General features: G+C 66.4%; 17 protein-coding genes. 8 read left to right on the forward strand and 9 right to left on the reverse strand.

Annotated features, from left to right (window positions below; translation table 11 throughout):
• Positions 1-91 precede the first annotated feature (91 nt).
• Entirely contained in the window at positions 92-670 is a 579-nt protein-coding gene (locus tag I6J77_RS12565) for a superoxide dismutase (protein ID WP_007807983.1), read from the forward strand.
• A 73-nt stretch (positions 671-743) separates the two neighbouring features.
• Here the strand turns inward: I6J77_RS12565 and I6J77_RS12570 are convergent, their stop codons facing one another.
• From I6J77_RS12570 to purE, 3 genes are all read right to left on the reverse strand, one after another.
• The gene (locus I6J77_RS12570; protein ID WP_204109250.1) at positions 744-2,246 is read right to left on the reverse strand and encodes a SulP family inorganic anion transporter; all 1,503 of its coding nucleotides are present in this window, start codon (positions 2,244-2,246) and stop codon (positions 744-746) included.
• 164 nt (positions 2,247-2,410) lie between these two features.
• Entirely contained in the window at positions 2,411-3,565 is a 1,155-nt protein-coding gene (locus tag I6J77_RS12575) for a 5-(carboxyamino)imidazole ribonucleotide synthase (protein WP_204109251.1), read from the reverse strand.
• Positions 3,562-4,065: a 5-(carboxyamino)imidazole ribonucleotide mutase gene (purE, locus tag I6J77_RS12580; protein ID WP_056717305.1), complete on the reverse strand. Its 504-nt coding sequence runs from the start codon at positions 4,063-4,065 to the stop codon at positions 3,562-3,564. Before purE ends, I6J77_RS12575 begins: the two co-directional genes overlap by 4 nt.
• A 64-nt stretch (positions 4,066-4,129) precedes the next feature.
• On the opposite strand from purE, the gene I6J77_RS12585 reads away from it, so the two are divergent.
• From I6J77_RS12585 to I6J77_RS12600, 4 genes are all read left to right on the forward strand, one after another.
• On the forward strand, positions 4,130-4,399 hold the full coding sequence (locus I6J77_RS12585; RefSeq protein WP_056717306.1) for a Trm112 family protein: 270 nt from the start codon (positions 4,130-4,132) through the stop codon (positions 4,397-4,399).
• A 122-nt stretch (positions 4,400-4,521) separates the two neighbouring features.
• A complete protein-coding gene (locus tag I6J77_RS12590; protein ID WP_204109252.1) occupies positions 4,522-6,804 on the forward strand; it encodes a DUF1631 domain-containing protein in 2,283 nt (760 codons plus the stop codon).
• Positions 6,801-7,658 (forward strand): carboxylating nicotinate-nucleotide diphosphorylase, encoded by an 858-nt coding sequence (gene nadC / locus I6J77_RS12595; protein ID WP_204109253.1) that lies wholly within the window; start codon positions 6,801-6,803, stop codon positions 7,656-7,658. The genes I6J77_RS12590 and nadC overlap by 4 nt, the downstream gene beginning before the upstream one ends.
• A gap of 70 nt (positions 7,659-7,728) precedes the next feature.
• Positions 7,729-8,115, forward strand: coding sequence for a DUF3301 domain-containing protein (locus I6J77_RS12600; RefSeq protein ID WP_204109254.1), 387 nt, complete (start codon positions 7,729-7,731; stop codon positions 8,113-8,115).
• A 63-nt stretch (positions 8,116-8,178) separates the two neighbouring features.
• On the opposite strand, the gene I6J77_RS12605 is transcribed toward I6J77_RS12600, so the two are convergent.
• From I6J77_RS12605 to petA, 5 genes are all read right to left on the reverse strand, one after another.
• Positions 8,179-8,634 carry a ClpXP protease specificity-enhancing factor gene (locus tag I6J77_RS12605; RefSeq protein ID WP_056717309.1) on the reverse strand — a complete coding sequence of 152 codons (456 nt, stop codon included), beginning with the start codon at positions 8,632-8,634 and terminating at the stop codon, positions 8,179-8,181.
• Positions 8,621-9,259 (reverse strand): glutathione S-transferase N-terminal domain-containing protein, encoded by a 639-nt coding sequence (locus I6J77_RS12610; RefSeq protein ID WP_007807971.1) that lies wholly within the window; start codon positions 9,257-9,259, stop codon positions 8,621-8,623. The genes I6J77_RS12605 and I6J77_RS12610 overlap by 14 nt, the downstream gene beginning before the upstream one ends.
• A gap of 70 nt (positions 9,260-9,329) precedes the next feature.
• Positions 9,330-10,070, reverse strand: a complete 741-nt coding sequence (locus I6J77_RS12615) for a cytochrome c1 (RefSeq protein ID WP_056717310.1) — start codon at positions 10,068-10,070, stop codon at positions 9,330-9,332.
• Between the two features lie 13 nt (positions 10,071-10,083).
• Entirely contained in the window at positions 10,084-11,385 is a 1,302-nt protein-coding gene (locus I6J77_RS12620) for a cytochrome bc complex cytochrome b subunit (protein WP_204109255.1), read from the reverse strand.
• Positions 11,385-11,990, reverse strand: coding sequence for a ubiquinol-cytochrome c reductase iron-sulfur subunit (gene petA / locus I6J77_RS12625; RefSeq protein WP_007807968.1), 606 nt, complete (start codon positions 11,988-11,990; stop codon positions 11,385-11,387). Before petA ends, I6J77_RS12620 begins: the two co-directional genes overlap by 1 nt.
• Positions 11,991-12,154: 164 nt before the next feature.
• Here petA and I6J77_RS12630 point away from each other — a divergent pair, with 164 nt between their 5' ends.
• Entirely contained in the window at positions 12,155-13,327 is a 1,173-nt protein-coding gene (locus I6J77_RS12630) for a S1C family serine protease (RefSeq protein ID WP_204109256.1), read from the forward strand.
• A 25-nt stretch (positions 13,328-13,352) separates the two neighbouring features.
• On the opposite strand, the gene I6J77_RS12635 is transcribed toward I6J77_RS12630, so the two are convergent.
• Positions 13,353-14,510 (reverse strand): lytic transglycosylase domain-containing protein, encoded by a 1,158-nt coding sequence (locus I6J77_RS12635; protein WP_204109257.1) that lies wholly within the window; start codon positions 14,508-14,510, stop codon positions 13,353-13,355.
• Positions 14,511-14,757: 247 nt separating this feature from the next.
• On the opposite strand from I6J77_RS12635, the gene miaB reads away from it, so the two are divergent.
• Entirely contained in the window at positions 14,758-16,125 is a 1,368-nt protein-coding gene (gene miaB / locus I6J77_RS12640) for a tRNA (N6-isopentenyl adenosine(37)-C2)-methylthiotransferase MiaB (RefSeq protein WP_056717314.1), read from the forward strand.
• The gene (locus I6J77_RS12645) at positions 16,122-16,613 is read left to right on the forward strand and encodes a GNAT family N-acetyltransferase (RefSeq protein WP_204109258.1); all 492 of its coding nucleotides are present in this window, start codon (positions 16,122-16,124) and stop codon (positions 16,611-16,613) included. Before miaB ends, I6J77_RS12645 begins: the two co-directional genes overlap by 4 nt.
• Positions 16,614-16,617: the final 4 nt, after the last annotated feature.

Here is a 16,617-nt window from a genome sequence, read left to right on the forward strand (position 1 = left end):
CAATGCAGGCAGAGCGCTATTGTATCAGCCAGCCGTCGGCTGCCGTCCGCTGCGCCGACCTTTTTCCCAGCCAACGTCAAGGAGCCTCAACATGGCGATCGAACTTCCCCCGCTTCCGTATGAAAAGAACGCGCTGGAGCCGCACATCTCCGCTGAAACGCTGGACTTCCACTACGGCAAGCATCACCAGGCCTACGTGACCAACCTCAACAAGCTGATCGAAGGCACCGAGTTTGCCGACGCACCGCTCGAGGACATCATCCGCAAGTCGTCCGGTGGCGTGTTCAACAATGCCGCTCAGATCTGGAACCACACGTTCTACTGGAATTCGATGAGCCCGAAAGGTGGCGGCGAACCCGGCGGCAAGCTGGCCGACGCGATCAACAAGGCGTTCGGCTCGGTCGACAAGTTCAAGGAGGAATTCAGCAAGTCCGCCGCTGGCAACTTCGGCTCCGGCTGGACCTGGCTGGTGCAGCGCCAGGACGGTTCGCTGGGCATCGTCAACACCTCGAACGCGGCCACGCCGATCACCGGCACCGACAAGCCGCTGTTCACCGCCGACGTATGGGAACACGCCTATTACATCGACTACCGCAACGCCCGCCCGAAGTATCTGGAAGCGTTCTGGAACCTGGTGAACTGGGACTTCGCGGCAAAGAACCTCGCCTGAAGTCCGGCCAGCTGAAAACGGGAAGCGGGGCCGCCAGCGGCTCCGCTTTTTTCATGCCCGCGCGAAACCCCGATCAACCGAGCCGATCATCGGCCAGGTGGTAGTGCGGGTCTTCGGCGGCGTTCGATTCGATCATGCTGCCCGCCTTCAGCAGCAACTCGGCGCAATCCGGACTCAGGTGGCGCAGCTGCAATCGCTTGCCGAGCTTCTGATAGCGCTCGGCCAGCGTATCGATGGCCTCGATGGCGGAGTGATCCATCACCCTGGCCCGGCCGAATTCCACGATCACCTGCTGCGGGTCATCTTTGGGATTGAACAGGTTCTGGAAATTGCGGGTCGAGGCGAAGAAAAGCGTGCCCTTCAGCTCGTAGATGCGGCGGCCTTGCGCATCGGTGTGCGTGTCCACCTCGATCTGACTGGCGTGCTGCCAGGCGAATACCAGCGCCGAGATCACCACGCCCAGCAGCACCGCCAGCGCCAGGTCGGTGAAGATGGTCACCACGGTGACCGCCACGATCACCAGCGCATCTGCGCGCGGCACCTTGCCCAGCACGCGCACGCTGCCCCAGGCGAAGGTCTTCGCCGACACCACGAACATCACCCCGATCAGTGCCGCCAGGGGAATCCGTTCGATCAGCGCCGAGCCGAACAGGATGAAGCTGAGCAGGCCCAGGCCGGCAACGATGCCGGACAGGCGATGCGTCGCGCCGGCACCGACGTTGATCATGCTCTGCCCGATCATGGCGCAGCCGCCCATGCCGCCGAACAGGCCGGTCACCACGTTCGCCGTGCCCTGCGCCAGGCATTCGCGGTTCGGCTTGCCGCGGGTATCGGTCATCTCGTCGATCAGGTTCAGGGTCAGCAACGACTCGATCAGCCCGACCATGGCCATGATCAGCGCGTACGGGAACACGATGCGCAGCGTATCGAAAGTCCATGGAACATCAGGGAGGTGGAAGCTGGGCAAGCCGCCCCTGATCGAGGCGAGATCGCCCACCGTGCGGGTTTCGATGCCGAAAGCATTGGTCAGCACCGCAACCGCCAGGATCGCCACCAGCGCCGAAGGCACCGCCCGGGTCAGCCGCGGCAGCAGGTAGATGATCACGATCGCCAGCGCGACCAAGCCGAGCATCACCCACAGCGCGCGGCCGGCAATCCACTGGCCATGCTGCTGGAAGTGCGGCATCTGGGCCAGGAAGATCACGATCGCCAGACCGTTGACGAAGCCCAGCATCACCGGGTGCGGCACCATGCGGATGAACTTGCCCAGCCGCAATGCACCGAACAGCAACTGCAGCAGGCCCATCAGCACCACGGCGGCAAACAGGTATTGCACGCCGTGCTGCACCACCAGCGCCACGACCACCACCGCGATCGCACCGGTGGCTCCGGAAATCATTCCGGGCCGGCCACCCAGCACTGCGGTGATCAGGCACATCATGAAGGCTGCATACAAGCCCGTCAGCGGATTGACGTGGGCGATCACCGCAAAGGCGATCGCCTCGGGCACCAGCGCGAAGGCCACCGTGAGACCGGACAGCGTGTTGCTCTTCGCCTGGGCGAGCGAAAGGGACATGGGAGTTCCTGGAATGATGAATGGCCCCGACGGCGCGCAGCGCACGTCGCTCGGGCCGGCAATCCGACGTGCCGTCGGGCAGCGGGAATATCGGGAAGAAGGCGAATGACATGCCTGGCCGGCATGGGCGTTCGGCCAGGTCGCCGGGTTTCGGACTGCAGCCTTTAGGACAACGCCTCGATGGCCGGACGCGCCTGCGCCTGACGTCCCATCGTGTCCGCCATGTCCGCCAGCCGCATGGCCAGCACGGCCGCCTCGTCGGCGCATACGGTGGCGTGTCCCACCTTGCGTCCGGGTCGTGCCTGCTTGCCGTAATCGTGCCAATGCGCATCGAGGGTCCCCAGCACGCCGACCGGCTCGGGCAACTCACCGATCCAGTTGAACATCGCCGACACGCCGCGCGCACCGGTATCACCCAGCGGCATGCCGAGCACGGCCCGCACGTGGTTCTCGAACTGGCTGGTGCGGGCACCCTCGATCGTCCAGTGCCCGGAGTTGTGTACCCGCGGCGCCATTTCGTTGCCGAGCAACTCGCCATCCCTGACGAACAGCTCCAGCGCGAACACCCCCACATAACCCAGCCGTTCGGCCAGGATGCGGGCCAGTTCGGTGGCGCGCCCCTGCAGCACGTCGATGTCCGGCGCCGGCGCCAGGCTCATCGACAGCACGCCGTCGACATGCCAGTTGCGGGTCAGCGGCCAGGTGCGGAAGTCACCGTCGCGGCCGCGCACGGCAAGCACCGACAGCTCGCGTTCGAACGGCACGAAGGCTTCCAGGATCAGTCCATGGGCCGGTGCCTGTGCGCCGAGCGCCGCCCAGGCCGCGTCGGCATCGGCTGCCTCACGCAAGCGGAACTGGCCCTTGCCGTCATAGCCAAGCCGCCGCGTTTTCAGGATGGCCGGCGCGCCGACCCGGACCAGGGCCTGGTCCAGCTGCTCACGGGTGTCCACCGTCATGAAATCGGGCGTGGGCAAACCGCATTCGCGGAACAGGGTTTTCTCCGCCAGTCGATCCTGCGCCACTGCCAGCGCCTGCGGCGCGGGAAACACCGCCACGCGCTCGGCCAGCCAGTGCGCGGTCTCGGCGGGCACGTTCTCGAAATCGAAGGTCACCACATCCACCTGCGCGGCAAACTTCTCCAGCGCCGCGTAGTCGGTCCAGTCGGCCACCACCAGCGGCGCGACCTGGCCTGCGCAGGCGTCGGCCGCGCTGTCCACCACAAGCGACTTCACTCCCAGCGGCGCCGCCGCCAGTGCCAGCATGCGCGCCAGCTGGCCACCACCGAGTACGCCCAGCACGGGCTGCTGCCGCTCGCTCATTGACGCGGGTCCGGCTGTTCCAGCACGGCCTGGGTCTGGCGCTGCCGCCAGTTCTCCAGCGCCGTCGCCAGGGAAGGATCGTGCAGGGCCAGCACCGCCGCTGCCAGCAGGCCTGCGTTCACCGCACCGGCGCGACCGATGGCCAGCGTTCCGACCGGGATGCCGGCCGGCATCTGGGCGATCGACAGCAGGGAATCCATGCCGTTGAGCGCCTTCGACTGGACCGGCACACCGAATACCGGCAGGCGGGTCTTGGCCGCCAGCATGCCCGGCAGATGGGCGGCGCCACCGGCGCCGGCGACCACCACCTGGATGCCGCGGGCCGCCGCCTGTTCCGCGTAGCTGAACAACAGGTCCGGCGTGCGGTGCGCGGAGACCACCCTGACCTCATGGGCAACGCCCAGTTCGGTCAGCACGTCGACCGCGTGCTGCATGGTTTCCCAGTCCGAGCGCGAGCCCATCACGACGCCGACGCGCGGCTGCATGCTTGTTCCTGTCATGGCCGGAATGCCCAAAAACGGCTATTGTACGGGCTTTCTCCACCCCGGCACACCCAAGCGAACCATGGACAAGCGCCTGCTAGACATTCTGTGCTGCCCGGTCAGCAAAACTCCGTTGCGTCCCCTGAGCAAGCGTGAACTCGAGGCACTGAACGAGGGCATCGGCAGCGGCAAGGTCGACACCGTAGCCGGCGTGGCGGTGGGCCAGCGGGTCAGCGAAGGCCTGATCACCACGGACGGCAAGGTGATCTACCGGGTCGAGGACGGCATTCCGGTCATGCTGCCCGAAGAAGGCATCGGCACGCTGCAACTGGCCGATTTCCCTGCGGCCTGAGGCCGCAGCACCGGCCTGAAACGCCGGACCGCGCATGACACGGGGGCGTCATTTCGCTTATCGTCAGCACCTGCGCGATCCATTGTGGGTCCTGCCGCACGCCATGTTCCAGGGGTTTGGCGATGAATGAAGCCACCGATACGTCCCGAGTCGTCAACCTGAGCCAGCGCATGGACCCGGCCAGTGAACGCGTGGGCGAATTGCTGAGTGCGGTGCGCAACATCGCCGGCAAGCACTTGCAGCAGTGGACCGGCAATGCGTTCGAGCACGTCGACGACGCCCTGTTCGACCTGGCCGAAAAGGCCGAGAACAATGCCACCCAGATGCACTATTTCGACGGCATGCGCGAGGTGCGCAAGCGCCGGCCGGCGGTGGAGCGCAGCTTCCTCGGCGCGGTAAGCCGCAACATTGCCGAGCTGGCCCATCCGCCCAAGACCGAATCGATGAACGCGCCGTCACCGCTCGGTGGCGTTGAACTTTCGCTGGTAGCGGACAACGAACTGGAAGAATCGCTGGCAATCACCAGCATGATCGGCAAGAACGAATCGCGGCTTTCGCGCGACCTGTTCTCGGTCAACCAGCGGCTGTCGGTCATCTGCGGCGGCCACAAGGTGGACGATGCGGGCAATCCGGTGGGGCCGGCCGTGCTGGCGCAAGCCTTCCGGCAGGCCCTGCACGAACTCAGCGCCGACATGCGCGTCAAGCTGATCATCTACAAGCTGTTCGATCGCTACGTGCTGTCCTGCCTCGAAGATCTTTACCAGGACATCAACACCGAGCTGGTGCGCGCCGGCGTGTTGCCGCAACTGCGCCACGAGATCACCCGCAGCGGCGCCAAGTCGGGGGCGGCCAGCGCCCTGGCCGCGGGCACGGATTCCGCCAGCGGTGGCGCCGACGAGGCCGGCGATATCCCGAGCGACCTGCTGCAGACCCTGCATGCCCTGTTCAGCGCGCGGCGCCCGCACGCCGGCGTCGGCCTGGGCGCGGCGAACCTGCCCAGCGGCCCGCTGCCGTCGGCCAACGAGTTGCTCGGTGCCTTGAGCGTGCTGCAGAGCCAGATCGCGACCGCCGGTCCGCTGCCGCACGCGCAACCGGATGATGCCGCGGAACTGAGCCGTGAGGTGCTGCAGCTGAAGGGCCAGTTGCTGACCCAGCTCGGCGCCCTGCGTGGCGAGAAGCCCAGCCACGTCGCCACCATCGATGAAGACACCATCGACCTGGTCGGCATGTTGTTCGAATTCATCCTGGAAGACCGCAACCTGCCTGCCGCGATGCAGGTGATGCTGGCGCGCCTGCAGATCCCCTATCTCAAGGCGGCGATCCTCGACCGCAAGCTGTTCGCCCATCGCCAGCATCCTGCGCGGCGGCTGCTCGATTGCCTGGCCGAGCAGGCCAAGGGCTGGTCGCAGGAATCCGACCGCGACCAGCGCCTGCACGACAAGGTGAAATGGATCGTCGACCAGCTGCTGCACGATTTCGACGATGACATGGGCATCTTCGACCGCCTGCTGGTCGATCTGCAGCAGTTCCAGGATGCCAACAAGCGGCGTTCCGAACTGGCCGAGCAGCGCGTGGCCGAGTCCACCCGGGGCCGCGAGAAGCTCGAGCAGGCGCGCCGTCGCGCCGCCCGCGAGATCCTCGATCGCATCGGCGAGAACAAGTTGCCGCCGCTGGTGCACGGCGTGCTGGCGCGGGCCTGGGCCAACCACCTGGTGCTCACCCTGTTGCGCGAAGGCGAGGATTCGCCCGCCTTCAAGAGCGCCCTGCGCTTCATCGACGAATTCATCGCCAGCACGCGCACGCCACACGATGCCCAGAGCCAGCAGGTGCTGCGCCAGATGCTTCCGGGCATCGAGCGGGCGTTGCGGCAGGGCCTGGCCAACGTGGCGTTCCAGGAACAGGACGTGGAGCGCCTGCTGGCGCAGCTGCACACGTACTACCGTCAGCAACTGGGCGAAACGCTCGGTCCGGCCGAGGTCGTCACCGTCGAGGAAGACGCCGCGATGCTGGCGATCCCCGACAACATCCAGCCCATCGTCGAAAGCCGCAATGCGCAGCAGGACGAACTGGAGGAAGAGGTCGCCGAGGTTCCGCTGGACAGCCCGGAATGGCATCAGGTGCTGGCGCTGCAACCCGGCACCTGGCTGGAGTTCTGCCTGCCCGACGAGGCCATGACCCGCGCCAAGCTGTCCTGGATCAGCCCGATGAGCGGCCGCTACCTGTTCGTCAACCGGCGTGGCCTGAAAGTGGCCGACTACTCGCCGCAGGAGCTGACCGGGCTGATGACCGATGGCCACGCCCGCGTGCTCGCCGCGAACGCGCTGTTCGACCGGGCGATGAGCGCGATCGTGGGCAAGCTCAGCCAGCCCGACCACCCGGCCCCCGCAGATACCACCGCCGAATGACCCAGCCGTCACCGCTCACGCCACCTGCCGCCGATCAGATTGCCCTGGATATCGAACGTGCCCTCGCCGAGGATCTCGGCGCGGGCGACGCGACGGCGGACCTTCTTCCCGTCGATGCCCAGGCCCATGCGGTCCTGACTTGCCGCGACGATGCCGTGATCGCCGGCACGGCCTGGTTCGACGCCTGTTTCCGCCGCATGGACCCCGCGGTGCGGATCGACTGGCAGGTCCGTGATGGTGAGCGCGTGGCGCCGGGCACGGTGATCTGCCGGCTTTCCGGCCATGCCCGCTCGCTGGTCACCGCCGAACGTTCGGCGCTGAACTTCCTGCAGCTGCTTTCCGCCACCGCCACCCTCACCGCAAGCTACGTGGCAGCGGTGGCCGGCACCGGCACGCGCGTGCTGGATACCCGCAAGACCATCCCGGGCCTGCGGATCGCCCAGAAATACGCGGTGCGTTGCGGCGGTGGCCACAACCACCGCATCGGGCTGTACGACGCGATCCTGATCAAGGAAAACCACATCATCGCCGCCGGCAGCATTGCCGCCGCCGTCGCGGCGGCGCGTCGCTCGCATTCCAGCCTGCTGCTGGAGATCGAGGTGGAGAACCTCGACGAGCTGGAACTGGCCCTCGAGGCCGGCGTGGACCGCGTCATGCTGGACAACTTCACGCTGGCGGACATGCATGAAGCGGTGAGCCGTACCGCCGGCCGGGTGGCGCTGGAGGTCTCCGGCAACGTCGACCTGGGGACGATCGGCGAATACGCCCGCACCGGCGTGGACTTCATCTCGGTCGGCGCGCTGACCAAGCACGTGCACGCCGTCGACCTGTCGCTGCGCCTGCAACTGGACTGACCGGAGCGCCGGCCGGGGCCATCGGCTCCGGCGGCTTGCACTGGGTCGGCGGCACCCACACACTGAAGGCATGAGCGACGTCTTCAACCTCCTGCTGCTGCTTGGCCTTGTCGCCATCGTGGCCGCGTGGCTGAAGCTCAGCACTGCCCGCGAGCGGGCGGTGCTGGAGGCCCGGCGCCAGTGCGAGCAACACGGCCTGCAACTGCTCGATGAAACGGTCGGGCTGCGCGCCCTGCGGCTGCGCCGGGTCGATGGCCTGCTGCGGGTCGAACGCTGCTACGGTTTCGAGGTGAGCATCGACGGCCACGATCGCGAGCCGTGCCGGCTGTGGATGCTGGGAAACAGCCTCAGCGGCCTCAGCCTCCCGGTGATCGAACTGCAGCCCCACGAGGCCCCGGCCAACCGGACCGACAACGTGGTGCCGCTGCGCCCACGCAAGATTGACCGCCTGAACTGACCGGCGGTCACACTGGCCCGCCTGCCCCACGCCCCGACGGCGCGGGACCGTGAATCCTCCGCGCTACTTCACCACCCGCAGATGCGGCGCGCTGCGCTTCGGCTTGGAACCCGCATCCTCGGCGCCGCCGGTGCCCGGCGTGCTGTCGTCCGGCTCGGGCGCGGACGGCGGCGGGTCGCCACCCTCCTCGTCGGCGGGGAACATCATGCCCTGGCCGTTCTCCTGCGCGTACAGCGCCAGCACGGCCAGCACCGGGATCTGGATGGACTGGCTGACACCGGAGAAACGCGCCTGGAAGCTGATCCAGTCATTGCCCAGGTCGAGGTTCGCCACCGCCCGCATCGCCAGGTTCAGCACGACCTGGCCGTTCTTGATCACCTGCGGCGGCACCCGCACGCCGGCAAACGTCGCATCCACCAGGATGTAGGGGGTCAGTTCGTTGTCACTGATCCAGTCGTAGATCGCCCGCAGCAGATACGGCCGATTGGACGTCATTGGCACTACTTCATTCTTGCTCATGGTCCTGCCGCATCGCCTTTTCCTGATCGGTCATGCTGCGCGCAAAACCCTGACTGTGAAACAACCGCTCGCCGTAATCGATCAGCGGCTTGCCTTCCCTGCCCAGATCCACGCCCAGCCACGGCAGTCGCCAGATGACCGGCGCCACCAGGCAATCGGCCAGGCTCATTTCGGGATTGAGGAAGAACTTCGCCGCCTTGAACAGCGGCACGGAAGCCAGCAGGTGCTCGCGCAGGCGCTTGCGGGCCGCGTCCGCCGGCCGGCCACCGGCACGGATGATGTCGACCTCGACCAGCCAGTCCTTCTCGATGCGCACGGCCGCCACGCGCAGCCGCGCCCGCGACTGCGGATCGATCGGCATCAGCGGTGGATGCGGGTAGCGTTCGTCGAGGTACTCGCAGACCACCGAGGTATCGAACAGGGTCAGGTCGCGATCGACCAGGGTCGGCGTGCTGGCGTAGGGATTGAGGTCGATCAGGTCCTCGGGAGGACGTGCCGGATCAACCAGGACGCGTTCGTAGCTGACCCCCTTGGCGGCAAGAACCAGCCGGGCGCGATGACATTGCACGTCATCGGCGGTGGTGTAGAGCGTCAATACGGTACGCGAGCGAGCGCTTGGGACCATGCGCAATTCCCCATCGGTGAGACGACTGCGGCGGCTCGTGGCCGCCGCAGTCGGTTGATGCCATCGAGCTTCAGTGAACGTCCTTCCAGTATTCCTTCTTCAGCATGGCTGCCAGCAAGGTGAAGAACGCCAGGAACAGCAGCACCCAGATGCCGTAATGGTGACGCTCCAGCGCCGCCGGCTCGGAGGCATATTCCAGGAACGTGGTCAGGTCGCGACTGGCCTGCTGGAACTGGGCCGGCGTCAGCTTGCCCGGCTGCGACAGCACCAGCTTCTCGACCCTGGCGTCCTCGCCCGGCTTGGCCTCGGTCATCACCGCCGTCTGCAGGCCCTGCAATTCCCACAGCGGGAACGGCATCGACGCGTTCGGGAATACCGTGTTGTTCCAGCCGACCGGACGGCTCGGGTCCAGGTAGAACGAGTTGAGGTACGCGTTGACCCAGTCCGGGCCCTTGGCGCGCACTTCCAGCGAAAGATCCGGCGGTGCCTTGCCGAACCACTTGGCCGCCATGTCCGCCGGCATGTGGGAAACCACGGGTTCACCGAACTTGGCGCCGGTGAAATTGAGGTTTTCCATCACTTCGGCCTCGGTCAACCCCAGGTCGCTGGCGATCCGCTCGTAACGCATGTACTTGAGCGAGTGGCAGCCGACGCAGTAGTTGAAGAACAGCTTGGCACCGCGCTGCAGCGAAGCCTGGTCCTGCACGTTGGTGCCGGCGGGCGGCAGGCCGCCCTCTTCCGACGCCTGCACCGAGGCACTGCCGACGATCAGACTGAACGCCAACGCCACCGGGAAGATGTATCGCTTCATTAGCAGCTGCCGCTTAGTCATGCGTCGTCACCCGTTCCGGAACCGGCTTGGTCTTTTCCCAGCCGAAGTGTGTATAGACCCAAAGGAATGCGAAGAAGCCGAAGTAGATCAGCGTCATCAGGCGACCGAACAGGTTTTCCCAGAACGTCACGTCGACATCGCCGAACCAGACCGGGATCACTTCGGCGGTGATGCCCGCGCCGACCGCACCCAGCGCGATGAACGACACCACGAACAGGCCCAGTGCCACCTTGAAGCCGGTGCCGCGGTAGCGGATCGACTTGACCTTGCCGCGGTCGAACCAGGGCAACGCGAACAGCACCGCGATGGCGCCGAACATCGCCAGCACGCCCCACACGGCGGAGCCGAGGAAGGACGGGATCATGCGCACGATCGCGTAGAACGGGGTGAAGTACCACACCGGCTTGATGTGCGACGGCGTCGCCAGGTTGTTCGCCGGGATGAAGTTGTCGTGCTCGAGGAACCAGCCGCCGAAGGTCGGCGCAAAGAAGATGATGAAGGCGGCGATCAGCAGGAAGAAGCCCACGCCAACCAGGTCCTTCACCGTGTAGTACGGGTGGAACGGGATGCCGTCGGCCGGCTTCAGCGCATCCCAGCGGTTGCCCTTGGGACCCTTCTTGATCTCCACGCCATCGGGGTTGTTCGAGCCCACTTCATGCAGGGCCGCGATGTGCAGCACCACCAGCAGCAGCAGCACGATCGGCAGCGCGATCACGTGCAGGGCGAAGAAGCGGTTCAAGGTGGCGTCGGCGGGCAGGAAGTCGCCCATGATCCATTCCACCAGCGTGTTGCCGATGTAGGGAATGGTGCCGAACAGCGAGATGATCACCTTGGCGCCCCAGAACGACATGTTGCCCCACGGCAGCACGTAGCCCATGAAGGCTTCCGCCATCAGCACCAGGAAGATCAGCATGCCGAGCAGCCACACCAGCTCGCGCGGCTTCTTGTACGAGCCGTACATGATGCCGCGGAACATGTGCAGGAACACCACCACGAAGAACAGCGAGGCGCCGGTGGAGTGCATGTAGCGGATCAGCCAGCCCCACTCCACGTCACGCATGATGTACTCGACCGAGTTGAAGGCTCCCGCCGCACTCGGGTTGTAGTTCATGGTGAGGAAGATGCCGGTGACGATCTGGTTGATCAGCACCAGCAGGGCGAGCGAACCGAAGTAGTACCAGAGGTTGAAGTTCTTCGGCGCGTAGTACTCGGTCATGTGCGCGCGGTACATCGGCGCCATGCCGGGTGCGCGTTCGTTGACCCAGTCACCGACTCTCGTGAATACGTTGGCCATTAGCCAGCCTCCTTCGGATCCACGCCAATCTGGATGGTGCTGTCATCGATGAAGTGATACGGCGGCACCGGCAGGTTCTTCGGCGCCGGAACGCCCTGGAACACGCGACCGGCCAGGTCATAGCGCGACTTGTGGCAGGGGCAGTAGAAACCGCCCTTCCATTCCGGATCGAACGGCTCGGGCTTGATCTCCGGCACGAAGTCGGGGACGCAGCCCAGATGCGTGCAGATGCCGATCATGACCAGCCATTCCGGCTTGATCGAGCGCGCTTCGTTCTGCGCGTACTTCGGCTGCTGGTCGGCGGAAGCGCCGTCGGACTTGGGGTCGACCAGACGCGAGTCCACCATCGGCAGGGTCGCCAGCTGGGCCTTCGTGCGGTTGAGCACGAACACCGGCAGGCTGCGCCACGATACGGTCAGCAATTGCCCCGCCTCGATCTTGGCCAACGATTGGGTAACCGGAGCGCCAGCGGCCTTGGCACGCGCGCTGGGTTCCCACGACTTGATGAAGGGCACAGCCGCCGACACGATTCCGATACCACCAACCACCGCAGTGGTTGCTGTCAGGAAACGGCGGCGGCCATGATCGACGACTTCGTTCGCCATCAGGCTCTCCGGATTACATTGCTTGCCATTGAGACACAGGCGTTTTGGTGCCTGCAAAAATCGCGTTAGTGTAGCGTCAGGCCCTGCCCCGTACAATAAACGGCATCACGGCGAAGTCCAGCCGCCACACCACTCGCCACGATCGCCGGGACCCATCCTCCGACATGAAACATGCCGCCGGCACGCTCCTGTTCATTGCCCGCTTCGCCATTCTCGGCCTGGCCATGGCCTTCGTGGTCGGCCTGTTCTGGCCGGGCAGCGGCGAACGGCTGCGTGCGCGCTTCGGGCTGACCGAACCGGCGCACGCACCGGCGACCAGCCAGCCCCGGGTCGGCAACGGGCCCGTCTCCTACGCCGACGCGGTGGCCGCCGCAGCGCCCTCGGTGGTCAACATCTACGCCAACAAGATCGTCACCGAGCAGGCCGTGCGGATGTACGACAACCCGGTGCTGCAGCAGTTGTTCGGTGGCCAGCCGACGACCTATCAGCATCGGGAACAGACGCTGGGCTCGGGGGTGATCGTCAACGCCCAGGGTTACGTGCTGACCAACAATCACGTGATCGCCCATGCGGCCGACATCCAGGTGCTGCTGTATGACGGCCGCATCGCCCAGGCCCGCCTGGTCGGCGCCGACGAGGAATCCGATCTTGCCGTGCTGAAGATCGACGCCAGCAATCCGCCGGTGATCCCGATCGCCAGCGAAGACCCGCGGCCGGGCGACGTGGTGCTGGCGATCGGCAATCCGCTCGGGCTCAACCAGACCGTGACGATGGGCATCGTCAGTGCGATCGGCCGCCAGTTGAACAGCTCCAGCGCCGAGGATTTCATCCAGACCGACGCGGCGATCAACCTGGGCAATTCCGGCGGCGCCCTGGTCAACGCCGAGGGCCAGCTGGTCGGCATCAACACCTTGCTGATCGGCAAGGCCGCCGGCGCCGAAGGCATCGGCTTCGCGATACCGGTCACCACCGCCAAGAAGGTGCTGGACCAGATCATCGCCACCGGCCACGTGGTGCGCGGCTGGCTCGGCGCCGACTATGCCTTCGTGCCGGTCGCGGCCAACAGCGGCTTGCCGGCGGCAGCCCGCGGCGCGCTGGTCACCAACGTCTATCCGGGCAGTCCGGCCGCCGTGGCCGGCATCAAGCCGCGCGACATCCTGCTGCGCATCGGCAGCGAGGACATCCTCGATCCGGCCAGCCTGCGCCGCTCCGAGGCAGCGCTCAAACCGGGCAGCAAGGTCGAGATCTCGGGCTTGCGCAACGGCAGCCCGTTCCACGTCGAGGCCACCGTGGCGCAACGACCCGCGATGGGCACGAACGCGCTGTCCGGCGACTGACGGCATAGGGCGAGGACCTTCCGGCTCAGGGCGCGGAGCCCGGTCCCCGCGCAGCCAATGGCTGGTGGATCGCCGCGCCGTAGCGCTTGCGCAAGGTGCCCACCCGCTCCACGTAGACCTGGGTCTCCGCATACGGCGGCACGCCGTTGTAGCGCTGCACGGCACCGGGGCCGGCGTTGTAGGCCGCGGCGGCCAGTCGCTCGTCGCCGTTGAAGTCACGCAGCAGCAGGCTGAGATAGCGTGCACCGCCGCGGATGTTCTGGTCGCTGTCGAACGCGTCCAGCACGCCCATGTCGCCCGCCGTGCCGGGCATCAGCTGCATCAGTCCCTGCGCGCCCGCGATGGACAATGCGCGCGGATTGAACGCGCTCTCCGCATGGATGATCGCCCGCAGGAACGCTTCGTCGACCCCATATTCCACGCTGGCGGCGCGAATCGTATCCGCGTACGCGGTCAGGTTGAGCGCCACGCTGCCCCAGCGCACCGTCGAATGCAGGTTGCATGCGGCGCAGGTGGCGATGTAGGTGAACAGCATGGTGACGGCGCGGCCACGCGTGCCACCGACCTGGGGCAGGTTGGTGTATTCCACGCTGCCATCCGCCCGCACGATGCGGTAGACCGCACCGCGCAGCACCTTGTCGGCCGCTTGCCCGGCCGCCTTCGGCGCGGCGACGGGAGCCGGCGACTCGCGATAATTCCACTGGCCGGGCATGGCGGCGGCCGGGCTTCCGATCGCGGTCGCTGCAGTGGTCACCGAGCCCTGCACGGAAGCCAGGGACACCTTGCCGGCCGGCGCGGGGCCGATCGGCGTCGCGCTGGTTTCGACCGTTCCCTGCACGTCCGTCAGCGCCGCGGCTTCCACGCTGCCGTCCACCAGCTTGCGGGCCGAGGTCGTCACCGCGGAGGACACCCCGGTCAGCGACACCCGCGGCCGCGGTGCCGGCTTGCGCCGGAACGCGGGCGCAGCGTAGCTGCTGATCGCGCGGCAACCGTGATAGCCGACCTTGCTGCTGCTGTAGACCGTCTCGCCGTTGGCGCCGGTGCATTGATACAGCACGCCGGCCCGGGCTGACGGCCACCACAGCAGGCCGCAGGCCAGCGCGACCCCGCAAGGGATCGTGCGTAATGGGAAGCCCCGGAGCAGTCGACCGACGCTTCCCCCATGACCTGCGACGTCGAACATAGGCGCAGTGTGCCGCCATGCGTGGCCAGCGCCAAGTCCGCGACGGCGATTTCGTGCGCCATGCAGCGTTCCGGCCGCTGGCCGACGCGTGGCCGGAACCGCGGACAGCGGCACCGGGCTGCCGGCCGACATGCCGCAAGTGCTTGATCCGGCATGGCGAATTACTGGCAGGCGGGCGCCCGCGCGGGTAAACTGCACGGCTCACACGACGGCACCTCGTGCCTCACGAACCACGGTATCCCCAGTCATGAGCGGCAACCCGACGCCTCCAAAACTCTTCATCAAGACCCACGGTTGCCAGATGAACGAGTACGACTCGGCCAAGATGGCCGACGTGCTGAAGGCGTCGCACGGCATGGAGCTGACCCAGGACGAATCCGAGGCGGACGTGATCCTGATCAACACCTGCTCGATCCGCGAGAAGGCGCAGGAAAAGGTGTTCAGCCAGCTTGGCCGCTGGAAGCAGCACAAGAAGGACGGCAAGCCGGTGCTGATCGGCGTCGGTGGCTGCGTGGCGAGCCAGGAAGGCGACGCCATCGTCAAGCGCGCGCCGTACGTCGACCTGGTGTTCGGCCCGCAGACCCTGCACCGCCTGCCCCAGCTGATCGAACAGCAACGCGCCAGCGGCAAGCCGCAGGTCGACATCAGCTTCCCCGAGATCGAGAAGTTTGACCGCCTGCCCGAGCCACGTGCCGAAGGCCCGACTGCTTTCGTCTCGATCATGGAAGGCTGCTCGAAATACTGCAGCTACTGCGTGGTGCCATACACGCGCGGCGAGGAACTCAGCCGTCCATTCGACGACGTGATCGTCGAGGTGGCCAAGCTCGCCGCCCAGGGCGTGCGCGAAGTGAACCTGCTCGGCCAGAACGTCAACGCGTATCGCGGTGCCACCTTCGACGGCGGCATCGCCGACCTCGCCGTGCTTATCCATGCGATCGCCCAGATCGACGGCATCGGCCGCATCCGCTTCACCACCTCGCATCCGCTGGAGTTCTCCGACTCGCTGATCGAGGCCTACGCCAACGTGCCGCAGCTGGCCAACTACCTGCACCTGCCGGTGCAGGCTGGTTCCGACCGCATCCTCAGCGCAATGAAGCGCGGCTACACCGCGCTGGAATTCAAGCAGAAGATCCGCAAGCTGCGCGCGGTGCGGCCGGACATCTGCGTGTCGTCGGATTTCATCGTGGGCTTCCCCGGCGAGACTGCCGAGGATTTCGAGAAGACCATGAAGCTGATCGACGACATCGGCTTCGACCAGAGCTTCTCCTTCATCTTCTCCTCTCGTCCGGGCACGCCGGCGGCAAACCTCGCCGACGACACGCCGGCCAGTGAAAAGCACGAACGCCTGTCCCGTCTGCAGGCCGCGATCAACGCGAATGCGAAAGCGATCAGCCAGGCGATGGTCGGCAGCGTGCAACGCGTGCTGGTCGAAAAGCCCAGCACCCGCGACGCCAGCGAACTGACCGGCCGCACCGAGAACATGCGCTTCGTCAACTTCCCCGGCCATCCGCGCCTGATCGGCCAGTTCGTCGACGTGGAGATCACCGAGGCGATGAGCAATTCGCTGCGCGGGCGGGTGAAGCTGGCCGACGAAGTCGCCGCACTGGCGTCATGAGCGAGCTGGTGATCCGGGAACTCGGCGCGGACGAGTTCGTGCGCGTGTGGCCGTTCTTCCAGACGATCGCTGCCGGCGGCGATACCTACACCTATCCGCGCGACATCACCCTCGAACAGGCCCGCTCCATGTGGACCACGCCGCCGGCACGCTGTTTCGTGGCCGAACGCGACGGCCAGGCACTGGGCTGTTATCGGCTGGCGCCCAACCAGATGGGTCCTGGCGACCACGTGGCCAACGGCAGCTACATGGTGGCGCCGCAAGCGCGCGGCCAGGGCGTGGCGTCGGCTTTGTGCGAGCACTCGCTGGAACAGGCGCGCCAGGCCGGCTTCAGCGCAATGCAGTTCAATGCCGTGGTGGCCAGCAACACCACCGCCGTGCGGCTGTGGCAGCGCCACGGCTTCAGCATCGTCGGCCAGGTGCCCGGTGCGTTCCGTCACGCGCAGCTCGGCCCCACCGATCTCTACGTGATGCATCGAACCCTGTAGCCGG

The organism is Rhodanobacter sp. FDAARGOS 1247, from assembly GCF_016889805.1.
GTDB lineage: Bacteria > Pseudomonadota > Gammaproteobacteria > Xanthomonadales > Rhodanobacteraceae > Rhodanobacter.